The 15084-nt window shown below is 68.6% G+C and carries 14 protein-coding genes; 10 read left to right on the top strand and 4 right to left on the bottom strand.

Translation table 11 applies throughout. The features are described from left to right. The 10 genes from ACZ50Q_RS14275 (at nucleotide 1) to ACZ50Q_RS14230 (ending at nucleotide 11163) form a co-directional block, all read left to right on the top strand. Nucleotides 1-999 (top strand): ABC transporter ATP-binding protein, encoded by a 999-nt coding sequence (locus ACZ50Q_RS14275; protein ID WP_464078717.1) that lies wholly within the window; start codon nucleotides 1-3, stop codon nucleotides 997-999. Further along, on the top strand, nucleotides 996-1808 hold the full coding sequence (locus ACZ50Q_RS14270) for an ATP-binding cassette domain-containing protein (protein WP_464078716.1): 813 nt from the start codon (nucleotides 996-998) through the stop codon (nucleotides 1806-1808). The genes ACZ50Q_RS14275 and ACZ50Q_RS14270 overlap by 4 nt, the downstream gene beginning before the upstream one ends. Then, nucleotides 1805-2938: a lactonase family protein gene (locus tag ACZ50Q_RS14265; protein ID WP_464078715.1), complete on the top strand. Its 1134-nt coding sequence runs from the start codon at nucleotides 1805-1807 to the stop codon at nucleotides 2936-2938. The genes ACZ50Q_RS14270 and ACZ50Q_RS14265 overlap by 4 nt, the downstream gene beginning before the upstream one ends. A gap of 67 nt (nucleotides 2939-3005) precedes the next feature. Next, nucleotides 3006-4001 carry a TRAP transporter substrate-binding protein gene (locus ACZ50Q_RS14260; protein ID WP_464078714.1) on the top strand — a complete coding sequence of 332 codons (996 nt, stop codon included), beginning with the start codon at nucleotides 3006-3008 and terminating at the stop codon, nucleotides 3999-4001. Then, nucleotides 4001-4477, top strand: a complete 477-nt coding sequence (locus tag ACZ50Q_RS14255) for a TRAP transporter small permease (RefSeq protein ID WP_464078713.1) — start codon at nucleotides 4001-4003, stop codon at nucleotides 4475-4477. Before ACZ50Q_RS14260 ends, ACZ50Q_RS14255 begins: the two co-directional genes overlap by 1 nt. 2 nt (nucleotides 4478-4479) lie before the next feature. After that, complete coding sequence (locus tag ACZ50Q_RS14250; protein ID WP_464078712.1) at nucleotides 4480-5763, top strand: TRAP transporter large permease; 1284 nt, start codon at nucleotides 4480-4482, stop codon at nucleotides 5761-5763. Continuing rightward, on the top strand, nucleotides 5760-6689 hold the full coding sequence (locus tag ACZ50Q_RS14245; RefSeq protein ID WP_464078711.1) for an HpcH/HpaI aldolase/citrate lyase family protein: 930 nt from the start codon (nucleotides 5760-5762) through the stop codon (nucleotides 6687-6689). Before ACZ50Q_RS14250 ends, ACZ50Q_RS14245 begins: the two co-directional genes overlap by 4 nt. Continuing rightward, a complete protein-coding gene (locus ACZ50Q_RS14240; protein WP_464078710.1) occupies nucleotides 6686-8398 on the top strand; it encodes a thiamine pyrophosphate-binding protein in 1713 nt (570 codons plus the stop codon). Before ACZ50Q_RS14245 ends, ACZ50Q_RS14240 begins: the two co-directional genes overlap by 4 nt. 18 nt (nucleotides 8399-8416) lie before the next feature. Next, entirely contained in the window at nucleotides 8417-9667 is a 1251-nt protein-coding gene (locus tag ACZ50Q_RS14235) for a Zn-dependent hydrolase (protein WP_076520768.1), read from the top strand. After that, nucleotides 9664-11163, top strand: a complete 1500-nt coding sequence (locus ACZ50Q_RS14230) for an aldehyde dehydrogenase (RefSeq protein WP_464078709.1) — start codon at nucleotides 9664-9666, stop codon at nucleotides 11161-11163. The genes ACZ50Q_RS14235 and ACZ50Q_RS14230 overlap by 4 nt, the downstream gene beginning before the upstream one ends. Nucleotides 11164-11176: 13 nt before the next feature. On the opposite strand, the gene ACZ50Q_RS14225 is transcribed toward ACZ50Q_RS14230, so the two are convergent. From ACZ50Q_RS14225 to ACZ50Q_RS14210, 4 genes are all read right to left on the bottom strand, one after another. Further along, a complete protein-coding gene (locus ACZ50Q_RS14225) occupies nucleotides 11177-12370 on the bottom strand; it encodes a Fic family protein (RefSeq protein ID WP_464078708.1) in 1194 nt (397 codons plus the stop codon). Between the two features lie 103 nt (nucleotides 12371-12473). Beyond that, entirely contained in the window at nucleotides 12474-12827 is a 354-nt protein-coding gene (locus tag ACZ50Q_RS14220) for a hypothetical protein (protein ID WP_464078707.1), read from the bottom strand. 149 nt (nucleotides 12828-12976) lie between these two features. Then, nucleotides 12977-13954, bottom strand: coding sequence for a Bug family tripartite tricarboxylate transporter substrate binding protein (locus ACZ50Q_RS14215; protein WP_464078706.1), 978 nt, complete (start codon nucleotides 13952-13954; stop codon nucleotides 12977-12979). Nucleotides 13955-14025: 71 nt separating this feature from the next. Then, nucleotides 14026-15075 (bottom strand): SMP-30/gluconolactonase/LRE family protein, encoded by a 1050-nt coding sequence (locus tag ACZ50Q_RS14210; protein WP_076520763.1) that lies wholly within the window; start codon nucleotides 15073-15075, stop codon nucleotides 14026-14028. Nucleotides 15076-15084 lie beyond the last annotated feature (9 nt).

Here is a 15084-nt window from a genome sequence, read left to right as displayed (position 1 = left end):
ATGACCGCCACCCACGCTCCGCTGCTGCGGGTCCAGGACCTGCACATCGACATCCACGCGCCCACGCACACCAAGCACGTGGTGCGCGCCGTGGACTTCACCCTGGAACGCGGCAAGACGCTCTGCATCGTGGGCGAATCCGGCTGCGGCAAGTCGCTGACCGCGCTGGCCCTGCTGGACCTGCTGCCGGCCGCAGCGCGCCGCCGCGTGGCGCGGCTGGAGTTCGCGGGCCAGGACCTGTCGGCGCTGACGCCCGCCGCGCTGGCGCAGCTGCGCGGCGCGCGCATCGCCATGATCTTCCAGGATCCCATGACGTCGCTCAATCCGGTGTTCGACATCGGCACGCAGCTCATCGACGTGCTCCGCCGCCACAAGCGCGTCAGCCGGCGCGAAGCCGCCGAACGCGCCGAGTACCTGCTGCGCCGCGTCGGCATCGCCAACCCCGGCGAGCGCATGCGCCAGTACCCGTTCGAACTGTCCGGCGGACTGCGCCAGCGCGTGATGATCGCGATGGCGCTGATGTGCGGCCCGGAACTGCTGATCGCCGACGAACCCACCACGGCGCTGGACGTCACGGTGCAGGCCGAGCTGCTGGACCTGCTGCGCGACATCCAGGCCGAATTCGGCCTGGGCATGGTGTTCATTTCGCACGACATGGGCCTGGTGGCGCGCATCGCCGACCACGTCATCGTGATGTACGCCGGCGACATCGTCGAAGGCGGCACGGTGCGCGAGGTGCTGGAGCGCCCCAGCCATCCGTATACCTCGATGCTGCTCAACTGCATTCCGCAGCCCGGGCGCACGACGCCCCGGACCGACCTGGCCACGATCTCCGGCGCGGTGCCCTCCCTGGACACCCCGATCACCGGCTGCGCCTTCCGGGAACGCTGCCCGGTCGCGGAACCGCGCTGCGCGCAGCCCTTCCCGCAACAGCAGCAGGACGGCCACCGCTGCCTGTGCGTGAAACCCGGCGCCCTGCGCCATGGAGTCCCCGCATGAGCCAGCCCGCCACGCACCACGCCGGCATCAGCCTGAATGGGCTGTCGTTCCAGTACGCCCGCGCCAGCCTGTTCTCGCGCCGTCCGGCGCCCCGGATCCTGCACGATATCGACCTGCACGTGCCTCCCGGCCGCACCGTCGGCCTGGTGGGCGAGTCCGGCAGCGGCAAATCCACCATCGCCAAGCTGATGCTGGGCCTGCTGGCGCCCACGCAGGGCCAGGCGCTGCTGGACGGCGGGCCGCTGGCCGCGATGCCCGCGCGCACCCGCGCCCGCCGCATCCAGATGGTGTTCCAGGACCCCTATTCGTCGCTGAACCCGCGGCGCACCATCAGCGAGATCCTGACCGCGCCGCTGCGCGTGCACGGCATCGGCGATGCGGCCTCGCGCGCCGCCTCGGTGCGCCGGATGATGGACGCGGTCGGACTGGTGCCGGCCTTTGCCGGCCGCTATCCCCGCGAGCTTTCCGGCGGGCAGCGCCAGCGCGTGGCGATCGCCCGCGCCCTGATGCTGGAACCGCAACTGCTGATCTGCGACGAGCCCACCTCTGCCCTGGACGTGTCGGTACAGGCGCAGATCCTGAACCTGCTCATGGCCCTGCAGCGCGAGCGCGGCCTGGGCTACCTCTTCATCAGCCACAACCTGGCCGTGGTGCAGCACATCGCCGACGACATCGTGGTGCTGCAAGGCGGCCGCGTGGTCGAACGCGGCGACGCCGGCCAGGTCTATTTCGCGCCCCAGCATCCCTACACCCGGCAGCTGATCGGCGCCACGCTGGCCGTGCCGCAAGTCCAGGAGCTGGCCGCATGAACGCGCGCACCCCGCATTTCCTCTTGGTCGGCAACGACGAGAAAGTCACCTGGGACGACGGCCAGATCCGCTTCCTGGCGCCCGGCCGAGACACGCTCAGCATCTTCGATGCCAACGCCGACCCCGCGGCGCCGGCGCTTGTCGCGACGCTGGCGCTGCCGAACTCGCTGTTCGGCCCCCCGGTCAACCTGGCGGTGGCGCCGGACCAACGGTTGGCGCTGATCGCCGATTCCATGGAATGGCTGCCCCACGCGGACGGCAATGGCTGGCAGCCCACGCCCGGCCGCGACGTCCACGTGATCGACCTGGCCGCCACGCCGCCCGCCGTCGTGCAGACGTTGCAGGCGGGCCTGCAGCCCTCCGGGCTGTCGATCAACCGCGCCGGCACGCTGGCGCTGGTGGCCAACAAGGCCGGCCGTTCGGTATCGGTGCTGCGCCTGGCCGGCGGCCGGGCCGACGTGTGCGGCGAGGTCGACATGGGCACGGCGGTGGTCGCCGTGTCCTTTGCGGCGGACGGCAGGCGCGCCTTCGTGGTCAAGACCGACACGCACCGGCTGGGCGTGCTGCATATCGATGAAAGCGGCCCGACGCCGCGCGTTTCTCACGACCCGTCCGAAGACCTGACCACCGGCCTGGTGCCCTTCAATCTCGTGGTGTCGCCCGACGGCGCGCTGGCCCTGGTGGTCGACATGGGCAGCGCCACCGCGTCGGACGGCCACGCCGATTCGGTCAGCGTGGTCGACCTTTCCAGCACGCCGCCGCGCGTGGTGGACCGCGTGATGGTCGAGGACGGCCCCGAGGGCATCGCCATCAGCCCGGACGGGCGCTACGCGGCGGTCGCCATCGTGCAGGGCTCGAACAATCCGTCCAGCGCCTGGTTCCATCATCCGCGCGGGCAGATCGTGCTGTTGCGCATCGAGGGCCTGCGCGTGACGCGCGCCGGCGCCATCGAGGTCGGCGCGCTGCCCGAGGGCGTCGCCTTCAGTCCCGATAGCCGCTTTCTGTACGTGGGGAATTTCCTCGACGCCAGCATGCAGGTCCTGGCCGTGGGAGACAACGGCCTGTCCGACACCGGGACGCGCGTCGCGCTGCCCGGCCACCCCGCCTCGATGCGGGGGCAATCGTATTGAGCGGGGCCGCACCCCGCCGACCCTCCACCACCATCCTTTTCCGATCTTCCGATCCTGGAGCCTTGCCATGACCTTCGCCCACCGAAAACTCGCTTCCCTGCTCGGCGCCGCCTTGTTCGCCGGCGCCGCCCTTGCCCCGCTTTCCGCCCACGCCCTGGACATCAAGCTGGGCCACGTGCTGGCTCCCAGCCATAGCTGGAACAAGGCCGCCGAAGGCTTTGCCGCCGAGGTCAAGGAAAAGACCGATGGCCGCGTCAACTTCGTGCTGTTCCCGAGCGGCCAGCTCGGCAATGAAAAAACCATGCTCGAAGGCCTGCAGATCGGCAGCCAGGGCGCCGCCATCATCGGCTCGGGTTCGCTGCAGCCCATCGAGCCCAAGTTCGGCGTGGTCGAGCTGCCCTACACCTGGTCCACGTCCCAGCAGGCCTACAAGGCCTTTGACGGCGACCTGGGCGCGGCGCTGGCCAAGCTGGCCGACAAGAAGAACCTGACCATCATCTCGTGGTGGGAAAACGGCTTTCGCCACGTCACCAACAACCGCGGCGCGGTGAGCAAGCCCGCCGATCTGTCCGGCCTGAAGACCCGCGTGACGCCGGACAAGATGCGCCTGGACACCTTCACCGCGCTGGGCGCCAACCCCGCCCCGCTGGCCTTCGGCGAGCTCTACTCCGCCCTGCAGCAGAAGGTGTTCGACGCGCAGGAAAACCCGCTGTCGATCATCTACACCTCGTCCTTTTTTGAAGTGCAGAAGTACCTGTCGCTGACCGGCCACGTCTGGGGCCCCGCCAGCCTGATCATTTCCAAGCCGGTCTGGAACCGCATTTCCGCCGACGACAAGAAGATCGTGCAGGCCGCCGCCGACAAGTGGCGCGATGCCCAGCGCAAGATGATCAGCGACAGCGACCAGCAGCTCGTCGCCCAGCTCAAGGACAAGGGCATGCAAGTCAATGACGTGGACAAGGCCGCCTTCGCCGCCGCCGTCGAGCCGGTCTGGAAGACCTACTCGGTCACCTACGGCCCCGAACTGATGGCGCTGGTCCAGAAGTACCGCGAGGCCAAGTAATGCTCAACCGACTGTCCGCCATCCTGTCGGGCATCAGCAAGGCCGTCGCCGCCCTGGCGGTGGCCTTGCTGGCGATCCTGATCACCTACGTGGTGTTTTCCCGCTTCGTCACCCACACGACGCCGCACTGGGCCGAGGAGCTGCCGCGCCTGGTGCTGGTGTGGTCCGCCTTCGTCGGCGGGGTCGTGTGCAGCTTCGAGCGTTCGCACCTGATGGCCGGCCTGCTGCCCTTCGTGGTGCGCAATCCGCGCGTGCTCGACGCGTTCGAACGCCTGAACCAGGTGCTGATCATCGTGGGGCTGGTGGCGCTGGGCTATGCCGGCTGGCAACTGGCCGAGCTGACGATGGACCAGACCCTGCCCGCGCTCGACGTGTCCGCCGGCGCGGTGTACCTGGCGTTGCCGTTCGCCTGCGCGGTCACCGTCGTGGTGCACCTTGCGCAACTGTTCACTCCCGCTCCCGCCGTAAAGGAATAACGATGTCTTCGGGTGCTCTCTTTCTGATGGGCGTGTTCACGATCACGGTGCTGATCGACATGCCCATTGCCTTCGGCCTGGTGTTGTCCTGCCTGGCCTATCTGGCGGTCTACGATGCCGCGCCGCTGATGGTGGCGGCGCAGCAGTACGTGGTGGGGCTGGACAGCTTCACGCTGCTGGCGATTCCGCTCTTCATCCTGGCGGCACAGCTCATGAACGGCGCCGGGCTGACCCAGCGCATCGTGCGGCTGTGCGCCGCCATCGTGGGCGACATCAAGGGCGGCCTGGCCGTGGTCGCGGTGCTGGCCTGCCTGATGTTCGGGGCCTTGTCCGGATCCGGCGTGGCCGACGTGGTGGCCATCGGCAGCCTGCTGCTTCCGGCCATGGCGCGCAGCGGCTACGACAAGGGGTTCTCGTGCGCGCTGGTGGGCAGCGCGGGCGCCACGTCCACCATCATCCCGCCCAGCATCGTGCTGATCGTCTACGGCACCATCACCGACACATCGGTGGGCAAGCTGTTCATGGCCGGCATCATCCCAGGCATCCTGCTGGGGCTGTCGCTGATCGGCGTGGCCATCTGGCAATCGCGCAAGCACAACTGGGCGGGCGGCCAGCCGTTCTCCTGGGAAGAGCTGAGCGCCGCCGCGGTCGACGCCCTGCCGGCGCTGATGGTGCCCGTCCTGATCATCGGCGGCATCCGCTTCGGCATCTTCACCGCTACCGAGGCCGCGTCCAGCGCCATCCTCTACGCCGTGCTGATCGGCTTTTTCTGGTATCGCACGCTGAGCCTGCGCTCGCTGTGGGAAAACCTGAAGTCCACCGGCGAAAGCAGCGCCTCCATCCTGCTGCTCATCGGCGCCTCGGGGCTGTTCGCCTGGGTGCTGGTGGCCGAACAGGTGCCGCAGGCGCTGTCCACGCTGCTGGTCGAATGGACCGACAGCCGCGTCGCCGTGCTGCTGGTGCTGACCGTTGTGCTGTTGCTGCTGGGCACCTTCATGGAGGCGATCCCCGTCATCATCATCGTCGCGCCGGTCGTGATGCCGGTGCTGGCCCACTACAACATCGATCCGGTCCACTTCGGCATCCTGCTGTCGATCAACATGGCGATCGGCGCCAATACGCCGCCGGTGGGCGTGGACCTCATGGCCGCCTGCAAGATCGGCGGCATCAACATGATGCAGACGCTGCGTCCGCTGTCGTGGATGATGCTGGCCATGACGGCCGTGATGCTGCTGCTGACCTTTGTCCCTGAACTCGTCCTGTTCCTGCCGAGGCACGTGCAATGACCCCTGTTTCCTCCCTGCGCCGTCCGGCGGCCCTGCGCCGTAGCTGGATGTTCGTGCCTGGCATGGATGCCGCGGCCCAGGCCGCGGGCCTGGCCAGCGGCGCCGACGCCCTGGTCGCCGACCTGGAAGAGTTCACCGCGCCGGCCGAACGCCCGGCCGCGCGTCCGCGCATCGCCGCGCTGTTCGCCGACTGCCGCGCCCATGGCGTGGTGGCGGCCGTGCGCATCAACAAGCTGGAAGAGGACGGCCTGGCGGACCTGCGGGGCGTGATGCCCGGCGCGCCGGACGCCGTCTTTCTGCCGCATGCGGAAGGCCCCGCGCAGATCGCCGCGCTGGACCAGGCCATCACCGCGCTCGAAGCGGAGCTGGGCCTGCCCGCCGGCGGCACCGAGATCGTCCCCACGCTGGAATCCGCCCTGGGCGTGCACCGCGCCTACGAGATCCTGACCGCCAGCCCGCGGGTGTCTGCCTGCCTGCTGGCGGCCGAAGACCTGACGGCGAGCCTGGGCGCGGAGCGCGGCAAGGACGGCATCGAGCTGCACCACGTGCGCGCCCGCTTCCTGGTGGACTGCACGGCTGCCGGCTGCGCGCCGATCGACTGCCCCTACAACTACCGCGACCTGCCCGCGCTGGAGGCCGACGTGCGCTGGGCGCGCCGGATCGGCCTGAAGTCCAAGTGCGCCACGGTCGCCGAACAGATCCCCGTGATCCACGCCATGTTCACCCCCGCGCCCGCCGAGGTCTCCGCCGCGCTGGACTGCGTGGCGCGCTTCGAGGCGCAGCGCGCCGGCCGCCAGGACGCCGAGCGCATCGACCCGCCCGTCTACAACACCGCGCGCCGCCTGCTGGCGCGCCACCGACAATTCGAACAATGGGCCGCCGAGCGCCGCGCGCAGGCCGCCCCGCAACTAGGAGACTGCGCATGACGTCAGCAGCAATTCCCGAACGCAACGGCGGTCAGATCCTGATGCAGCAGTTGCGCATCCATGGCGCGCGCCGCGTATTCATGATTCCCGGCGAGAGCTATCTGCCCTGCATCGACGCGCTGAACGAGCACACCGGCGCGATCGAGCCGATCGTCTGCCGCCAGGAAAGCGGCGCGGCCTACATGGCCGAGGCCTACGGCAAGCTGACCGGCGAACCCGGCATCTGCTTTGTCACGCGCGGACCGGGCGCCACCAACGCCAGCATCGGCGTGCACACCGCGTTCCAGGACTCCACGCCGATGATCCTGTTCGTGGGCCAGGTCGGCAACGACTTCATCGAGCGCGAGGCCTTCCAGGAGATCGACTACCGCCGGATGTTCGGCCAGATGGCCAAGTGGGTCGCCCAGATCGACCGCACCGACCGCATCCCCGAGTTCATCTCGCGCGCCTTCGCCGTGGCCACCAGCGGCCGTCCCGGCCCGGTGGTGCTGGCGCTGCCCGAAGACACGCTGTGGGGCCGCGCCCGCGTGGCCGACCTGCCGCGCTACCCGCGCGTGCACAGCCACCCCGGCGCCGCCGACCTGGCGCGCATGACCGAACTGCTGGACGCCGCCGAGCGCCCCTTCCTGCTCGTGGGCGGCAACGGCTGGCGCCAGGCGTCCATCGACCAGATCGCCGGTTTCGCCGAACGCTTCGAATTGCCCGTGGGCACCGCGTGGCGCCGCCTGGAGTGCTTCGACCAGCGCCACCCCAACGCCGCCGGCCACGTCGGCTGGGCCATGACGCCCGCGCTGCGCCAGCGCCTGCGCGACGCCGACCTGGTGCTGGCCGTGGGCACGCGGCTGGGCGAGGCCACGACCGAGGGCTACACCCTGCTCGAAAGCCCGCTGCCGCGCCAGAAGCTCATCCACGTGTATCCCGACGCCGCCGAACTGGGCCGCGTGTTTTCGCCCACGCAGGCCATCGTTGCCGACGTGGCGAGCTTCGCCGCCGCCGTGGCGGGCCTGGCGCCCGGCCATGCCGCGCCGCGCGGCGACAAGGTGCGCGCCGCGCACCAGGAACTGGTCGACAGCCTGGCGCCGCTGCCCTCGCCCGGCCCGATGAGCCTGGACGCGGCCGCCGCCTACGTGGACGCGCACCTGCCGGCGAACGCCTGCGTCACCGTGGGCGCGGGCAATTACGCGCTGTATCCGCACCGCTACCGCCGCTACGCCGGCCCGGGCACGAGCCTCACGCCCACCGTCGGTTCGATGGGCTACGGGCTGCCGGCGGCGATTTCCGCCAAGCTCGAAGACCGCCAGCGCGCCGCGGTCTGCTACGCGGGCGACGGCTGCTTCCAGATGAACATGCAGGAACTGGGCGTAGCCATGCAGTACCGCCTGGGCGTGGTCGTGCTCGTCTTCAACAACGGCATCTGGGGCACGATCCGCGCCCATCAGGAACGCGAGTTCCCCGCCCGCGCCATCGCGCTGGGCTTCGAGAACCCCGACTTCACCCAGATCATCCGCGGCTACGGCGGCTACGGCGAGGCGGTCGAGAACACCGCCGACTTTGGCCCGGCCTTCGAGCGCGCGCTGGCGTTCGCCGAACGCGAGAGCCTGCCCGCGTTGCTGGAGATCCGCTACGACGCCAACGGCATCGCGCCCGGCGAAACCCTCATGGGCATCCGCGAGGCCGCGCAAGCCCGCATCGCCCGCTCGGGCCAATGAACACACGGACCTTTTGACATGACGACCACGATTTCTATCAATGGACAGCGGCTGTGGCAGTCGCTGATGGACCTGGCCCGGATCGGCGCCACGGCCAAGGGCGGCAACTGCCGGCTGGCGCTGACGGCGCTGGACGGCCAGGGCCGCGACCTGGTCACGGGGTGGATGCGCGAGGCAGGCATGACGCTGCGCGTGGACCAGGTGGGCAACATCTTCGCGCGCCGTGCCGGCCGCAACAACGACCTGCCTCCGGTCATGACCGGCAGCCATATCGACACCCAGCCCACCGGCGGCAAGTTCGACGGTTGCTATGGCGTGCTGGCGGGCCTGGAGGTCATGCGCAGCCTGAACGACCACGGCGTCGTCACCGAAGCGCCGCTCGAGGTCGCCATCTGGACCAACGAGGAAGGCTCGCGCTTCCTGCCCGTGATGATGGGCTCGGGCGTTTTCGCCGGGAAATTCCCGCTGGAAGTGGCCCTGTCCGCGCGCGACCACGACGGCAAGTCGGTGGCAGACGAGCTGGCCGCCATCGGCTATGCCGGCGCCGACCCGGTCGGCGGCCGCCCGGTGGGCGCCTATTTCGAGGCGCATATCGAACAAGGCCCCATCCTGGAACACGAGGAAAAGGTGGTCGGCGTGGTGACCGGCTCGCTCGGCGTGCGCTGGTACGACGTGTGCGTGACCGGCATGGAAATGCACGCGGGTCCGACCCCGATGCCGATCCGCCGCGACGCGCTCTATGCCGCCAGCTTCCTGCTGCAGGCCGTGGTGGGCATCGCCAACGACAACCAGCCCCACGGGCGCGGCACGGTGGGCGAGATCCACGCCCATCCGGGTTCGCGCAACGTCATCCCGGGCCAGGTCCGCTTCACGGTCGACCTGCGGCACGAGGACGAGGCCACGCTGGCCGGCATGGACGAACGCTGGCTCGCCGTCTGCGCCGACGTAGCCGAACGCCACGGCGTGACGGTGGACGTCAAGCAGGTGCAGTACTTCCCGCCCACGCCTTTCGACCTGGACCTGGTGGGCAAGGTGCGCGACGGCGCGGCCCGCCGCGGCCTGCCCGCGATGGACATCGTGACCGGCGCCGGCCACGACGCGGTCTACATGGCCAGCGTCACGCCCACCGCCATGATCTTCGTCCCCTGCAAGGACGGCGTGAGCCACAACGAGATCGAGGACGCCAAGCCCGCCGATCTGGAAGCCGGCTGCAACGTGCTGCTCGACGCCATGGTGGCGCGCGCCAACGACGCGCAGGTGCGCGCATGAGCGCCCGCGACGCCGCCTATTGGCGCGACCGCGCCGCGTCCCTGGCCATCGGCGGCCAGGCCTATATCGACGGCGCCTATTGCGACGCCGCCGACGGCGCCACGCTCCCCGCCACCAGCCCCATCGACGGCCGCAGGCTGGCCGACGTGGCGGCCTGCGGCCCCGCCGACGTGGACCGGGCGGTCCAGTCCGCCCGGCGGGCCTTCGAGACGGGCGTCTGGAGCGGGCTGGCCCCGCGCCAGCGCAAGGAACGCCTGCTGCGCCTGGCCGCGCTGATCGAGGCGAACCAGGAAGAACTGGCCCTGCTGGAAACGCTGGACATGGGCAAGCCGATCCGCGACGCGCTGGCCTTCGACCTGCCGGAAACCGCGCGCTGCTACGCCTGGTACGCCGAGGCCATCGACAAGATCTACGACGAGATCGCGCCCACCGGGCCGGACGCCCTGGCCACGATCACGCGCGAAGCGCTAGGCGTCGTGGCCGCGGTGGTGCCGTGGAACTACCCGCTGATGATGGCGGCCTGGAAGGTCGCTCCGGCGCTGGCCGCGGGCAACAGCGTGATCTTGAAGCCGGCCGAACAGGCCTCGCTGTCGGCGATCCGGCTGGCCGCGCTGGCCAGCGAGGCCGGCATTCCGCCCGGTGTCTTCAACGTCGTGCCCGGCCTGGGCGCGGTCGCCGGCCAGGCGCTGGGACGGCATCCGGACGTCGATTGCATTGCGTTCACAGGGTCCACCGCCACCGGCAAGCGCTTCATGGAGTATTCGGGCCAGTCGAACCTGAAGCGCGTGTGGCTGGAATGCGGCGGCAAGTCGCCGCACATCATCTTCGACGACTGCCCCGACCTGGACCGGGCCGCACAGGCCGCCGCACTGGCGATCTTCTCGAACCAGGGCGAAGTCTGCATCGCGGGATCGCGCCTGTATGTGCAGGACGGCATCTACGATGCCTTCATGGAAAAGGTTGCCGCCTTCGCGGCGGGCCTGCAGCCCGGCGACCCGCTGGACCCAGCGACCGCCATGGGCGCCATGGTCGACGAACGCCAGATGCGCGGCGTGCTGGACCGCATCGCCGCAGGCAAGGCCGAGGGCGCCAGCCTGCGGATGGGCGGCGGCCAGGCATTGGCGGCGACCGGCGGCTACTACATCGAGCCCACCATCTTCGATTGCGCCGGCCAGGATAGTTCGCTGGTGCGCGAGGAGATCTTCGGCCCGGTGCTGGCGGCCCAGCGCTTCACGTCGGAAGACGACGCCATCCGCCTGGCCAACGACTCGGTCTACGGTCTGGGCGCGGGGCTGTGGACCGCCAACCTGTCACGCGCCCACCGCCTGTCGCGCCGGCTGCGCGCGGGGCTGGTGTGGGTCAACTGCTACGCCGACGGCGACATCTCGGTGCCGTTCGGCGGCGTCAAGCAGTCGGGATTCGGCCGCGACAAGTCGCTGCACGCGCTGGACAAGTACTCGGACCTGAAGACGACCTGGATCAGCCTGGCGGTTTGAGCGTCGGCGCGCGCTATTCTCCGACGCCATACAGGGCGGGAAACAGCACCGGCAAAGCATCCAGAGGAAACGCGAAGCGTACGGGAGCCCGAGAAGTTTCGGATGCGGCCAAACCGCACTTCAATACTGCAGACAGTGCTGCCCGCCCCGTGCGTTCGCCCAACCCCGTCATCTGGATAAACTCACCCCGGGTGGCGGGGCCTGCCGCAAACAGGTGGTATAGCGGTAGCGCGACTTCTTCGCGCAGCCTCCCTTTTGCTGCCTCCACCTGGACAGCCGCCTTGATCTTCGCTTTCATTGAATCGAGCGCCAACATTCGGACCATATATTCCAATTGGTCCTCGCAAGCGCGCAAGAAGTAGTCGACCCACTGGAGCAGCCCCTGTTGAGAGAGGTTTCCCCGACCGTCCAGATCTCCCTGTCTCGGGGCGTCTGCGGCAGCCAGATGGTCGTAGTAGTGCTGCACGCCGCGCGCCAAACCTCGGTTAACCGACCAGAGCCCCTTCGTGATGGGCATCATCGCAGCGTGAGTCTGGAGGCGGGTCGCACGCCCATTGCCATCGGTGAACGGATGCATCCAAGCCATGCGATGGTGCGCGCAAGCGATGGCGATGAGTTGGGATTCCGCCGCTTGCAGGCGGGAATAGTGCTCGGTGAAAAAATCCATGAACCTGGGCAATGACTGCCAGGTTGGCGGGTTGTGTCGCCCGACGCTTACGTCGATGCGGCGTAGCGCACCGGGCTCAACGATCAACCCATCTTTGGTTGTTCTGTCGGCAGCCGCCAATCGCCCATATAGCGCATCATGCGCAATCTGGACAAACTTCGCATCAAGCGGAGCGACAGCCACGTCCGGCTGCTCGACCGCGCGCTCCGCGTCGATGTGCGCTAAAGCGATTCGCTGCAACCGCGCCACTTCCGGTTGATCCGAAAAGTCGTGGTGCAGGGCTGCATCAATGTTCCTGGGCGTGGTGCTCTGTCCTTCAATCCGATTGCTGTAATACGAATTCATGCTCCGCAGCATCTCTCGCAGCGCGTCACGTGTTGCTGGATGAGCACGCCCTCCCAGCTCCGCGGCGCCATTTACGATAGCGGACGCGCGTTCGCGATAGGGTTGAAGCAGATGGGCAGCGGGTTGCAGGGGCAGGAACTGATGCGGAGAATCGTACATTTTTGCCGGTTTCACTACCGATTCATTGGTTTGCAAGATTCTGATATTAAAGTCTTTTTTTGCACAGCCATCCTTCCTTTCGCCTTCTTTTTCCGGTTTATTTGCCGGTTTATTTTCCGGAGGACTGTCGTTCGTTCTTCTACCTTGGCAGCGCCGGCGCCGGCGTCAGAGGCCCGATGGGCGGTTGACCCGGCCTTGGCGGCATGGGGGGCAGCCACGACTTGGGCGCGCCCCTCAAGCCCGGCTGGTCCTGCGGTCTTGGGGAGGCCTGGGCCGGGGATGGATATCGGGACCCTGGGCAGGACGTGCCCAGGCAGTCGCGGTTCAGCTTGCCCGGATCCACGATGCGCGGACAGTCCGTGCCCAGGCAGGTGTCGGGCACGGTGCGCGCGGATGCGGGCGGCTGGGGAACGGCAGGCAGCGCATCACGCGCCATTGCGGGATGGCACCAGACCGCAGCCGACAGCGCCGCCAGGGCGACCAGGGATTTCATCGGTAGGCTCCACCGGGATGGCCCGGCTGGGTCGACGCCGGCCGCAACGGTCGGGGCCGCCCGGATCGGGCCGGTTCATTCCCAGTGTGCGCCCTTCCCCCGCCCCTCGCAAGGCGGGGGAGTTGCAGCGTGTATCGAAGCCGCGGAGATCAATCCAGGCGGATGTCCGTGGTGGCCACGACCTTGGCCCAGCGGGCACGCTCGCCGTTGAAGAACTGCGCCAGCTCGGCCGGGCTCTTGGTGACGATCTCGGCGCCCTGCTCGTTCAGTTTCGCGGCGATTTCGGGCTCGCTGATGATCTGCGCCATCAGTGTGGACAGGCGCGTGGCCACCGGGTCGGTCATGGTGGAGGGCGCCATCACGCCCTGCCAGGTGCCCGATTCGAAGCCCTTGACGCCCTGCTCCGAGATGGTCGGGATGTCCGGCACCAGCTTCATGCGTTCGCTCTTGGAAATCGCAACGGCGCGCAGTTTGCCGGACTTGATGTGCGGCAGCGTGGCCAGGAGACCGTTCATGATGATCTGCGTCTGGCCGCCGATGGTGTCGGTGACCGCCTGCGAGCCGCCCTTGTACGGCACATACTCCCATTGCGCGCCCGTGGCCTGCTGGACGGCCACGGCGGCCAGGTGCGGCGCGCTGCCGATGGCGGTGACCGCGAAGTTGATGCGCTCTTTCTTGGACAGCTCGACCAGGTCCTGCAACGTCTTGGCCGGCACGTCCGGATGCACCGCCAGCACGTGCGGCGAGTAGGCAAGCATGCCCACCGCGCGCAGGTCCTTGGACGGGTCAAAGGTCAGCTTGGTGTAGACGGACGGGCTGATCGCCAGCGCGCCCACGTCGCACAGCAACACCGTGTGGCCTTCCTGCGCCGACTGCACGACCAATCCCGCGCCCAGGTTGCCGTTGGCGCCGGGCTTGTTTTCGACGACCACGGTCTGCTTGAGCGCTTCGGACAGCCGGGGCGCCAGGATGCGCGCGATGATGTCCGACGAACCGCCAGGCGGGTAAGGCACGACGATGCGCACGGGGCGCGTCGGCCAATCGGCCGATTGGGCCCATGCTGGCACCAGCGGCGTCAGGCAAAGCGCGGCGGCGCTGCCCAGGAACTGTCTTTTGCTCGGGTTCATGCTGTCTCCACACGGTTTGGTATGTGTGCTGAAGTGTTCCGCGGCCGCGTGAGGCCGCGGTGGGGATATGCCTATGCCGCGCCGCGCGTCTCCACGTACAGGGCATAAAGCGAATGGCTGCTGGCCATGAACAGGCGGTTGCGCTTGGCGCCGCCGAAGCACAGGTTGGCGCAGCGTTCCGGGAGCCGGATGTGGCCGATGGGTTTGCCGGCCGGGTTGAAGACCATCACCCCGTCCAGCTCCTCGGGCTTGGCGTCGGGCGAGCCGTTGCTGCCCCAGCCGCACCACAGATTGCCGGCCTCGTCGCACTTGATGCCGTCCAGGGCGCCGGGTCCCTGGGCGTCGATGTGCAGGCGCTTGTTGGACAGCGCGCCGTCCGCGCCCACGTCGAAGGCCCAGACCACGCGGTGGGGCTGGTGGCGCGACTCGACCACGTAAAGCACTTTTTCGTCGGGCGAAAAGCACAGGCCATTGGGCGCGGCCATGTCGCCGATCGCCAGCGTCACCCGGCCGTTGGCCGGATCGATGCGATAGACCGATAGCGGCAGTTCCGGGGTAGCCTTTTCGCCTTCCCAGTGCCCGCCGATGCCGAACGGGGGATCGGTGAACCAGATGGCGCCGTTGCGCTGGCAGACGATGTCGTTGGGCGAGTTGAAACGCTTGCCGTCGAAGCGGTCGGCCAGGACGGTGATGCTGCCGTCGTATTCCGTGCGCGTGACGCGGCGCGTGAGGTGTTCGCAGGTCAGCAGCCGGCCCTGGCGGTCGCGCGCCAGTCCATTGCTGAAATTGGACGGGTGGCGGAACACGCTGACCTGGCCGGTGGTCTCGTCCCAGCGCAGGATGCGGTTATTGGGAATATCCGAGACCAGCAGATAGCGCCCGTCGCCGAACCAGACCGGGCCTTCCAGCCAGCGAAAGCCGGTGGCCAGTTGTTCGACGCTGCTGCTGTAGATGCGGTACTTGGTGAATTCCGGATCCAGGATCCGCACCGACGGGTCCGGATACCGCTGCTGCGGGGTGAAGCTGAACGATTGCGCCTGGACCAGGCTGGCGGGTCCCAGCGCAAGCGCGGCGCCCAACAGCCGGCGCCGGCCGGCCTGGACTTTGGGGTCAATTTCCATCGGCTGTCT

It is taken from the genome of Achromobacter sp. T5-5 (genome assembly GCF_055397965.1).
Note: the sequence above shows the minus strand (reverse complement) of the source record. Positions and strands in the feature narration are given on the sequence as shown.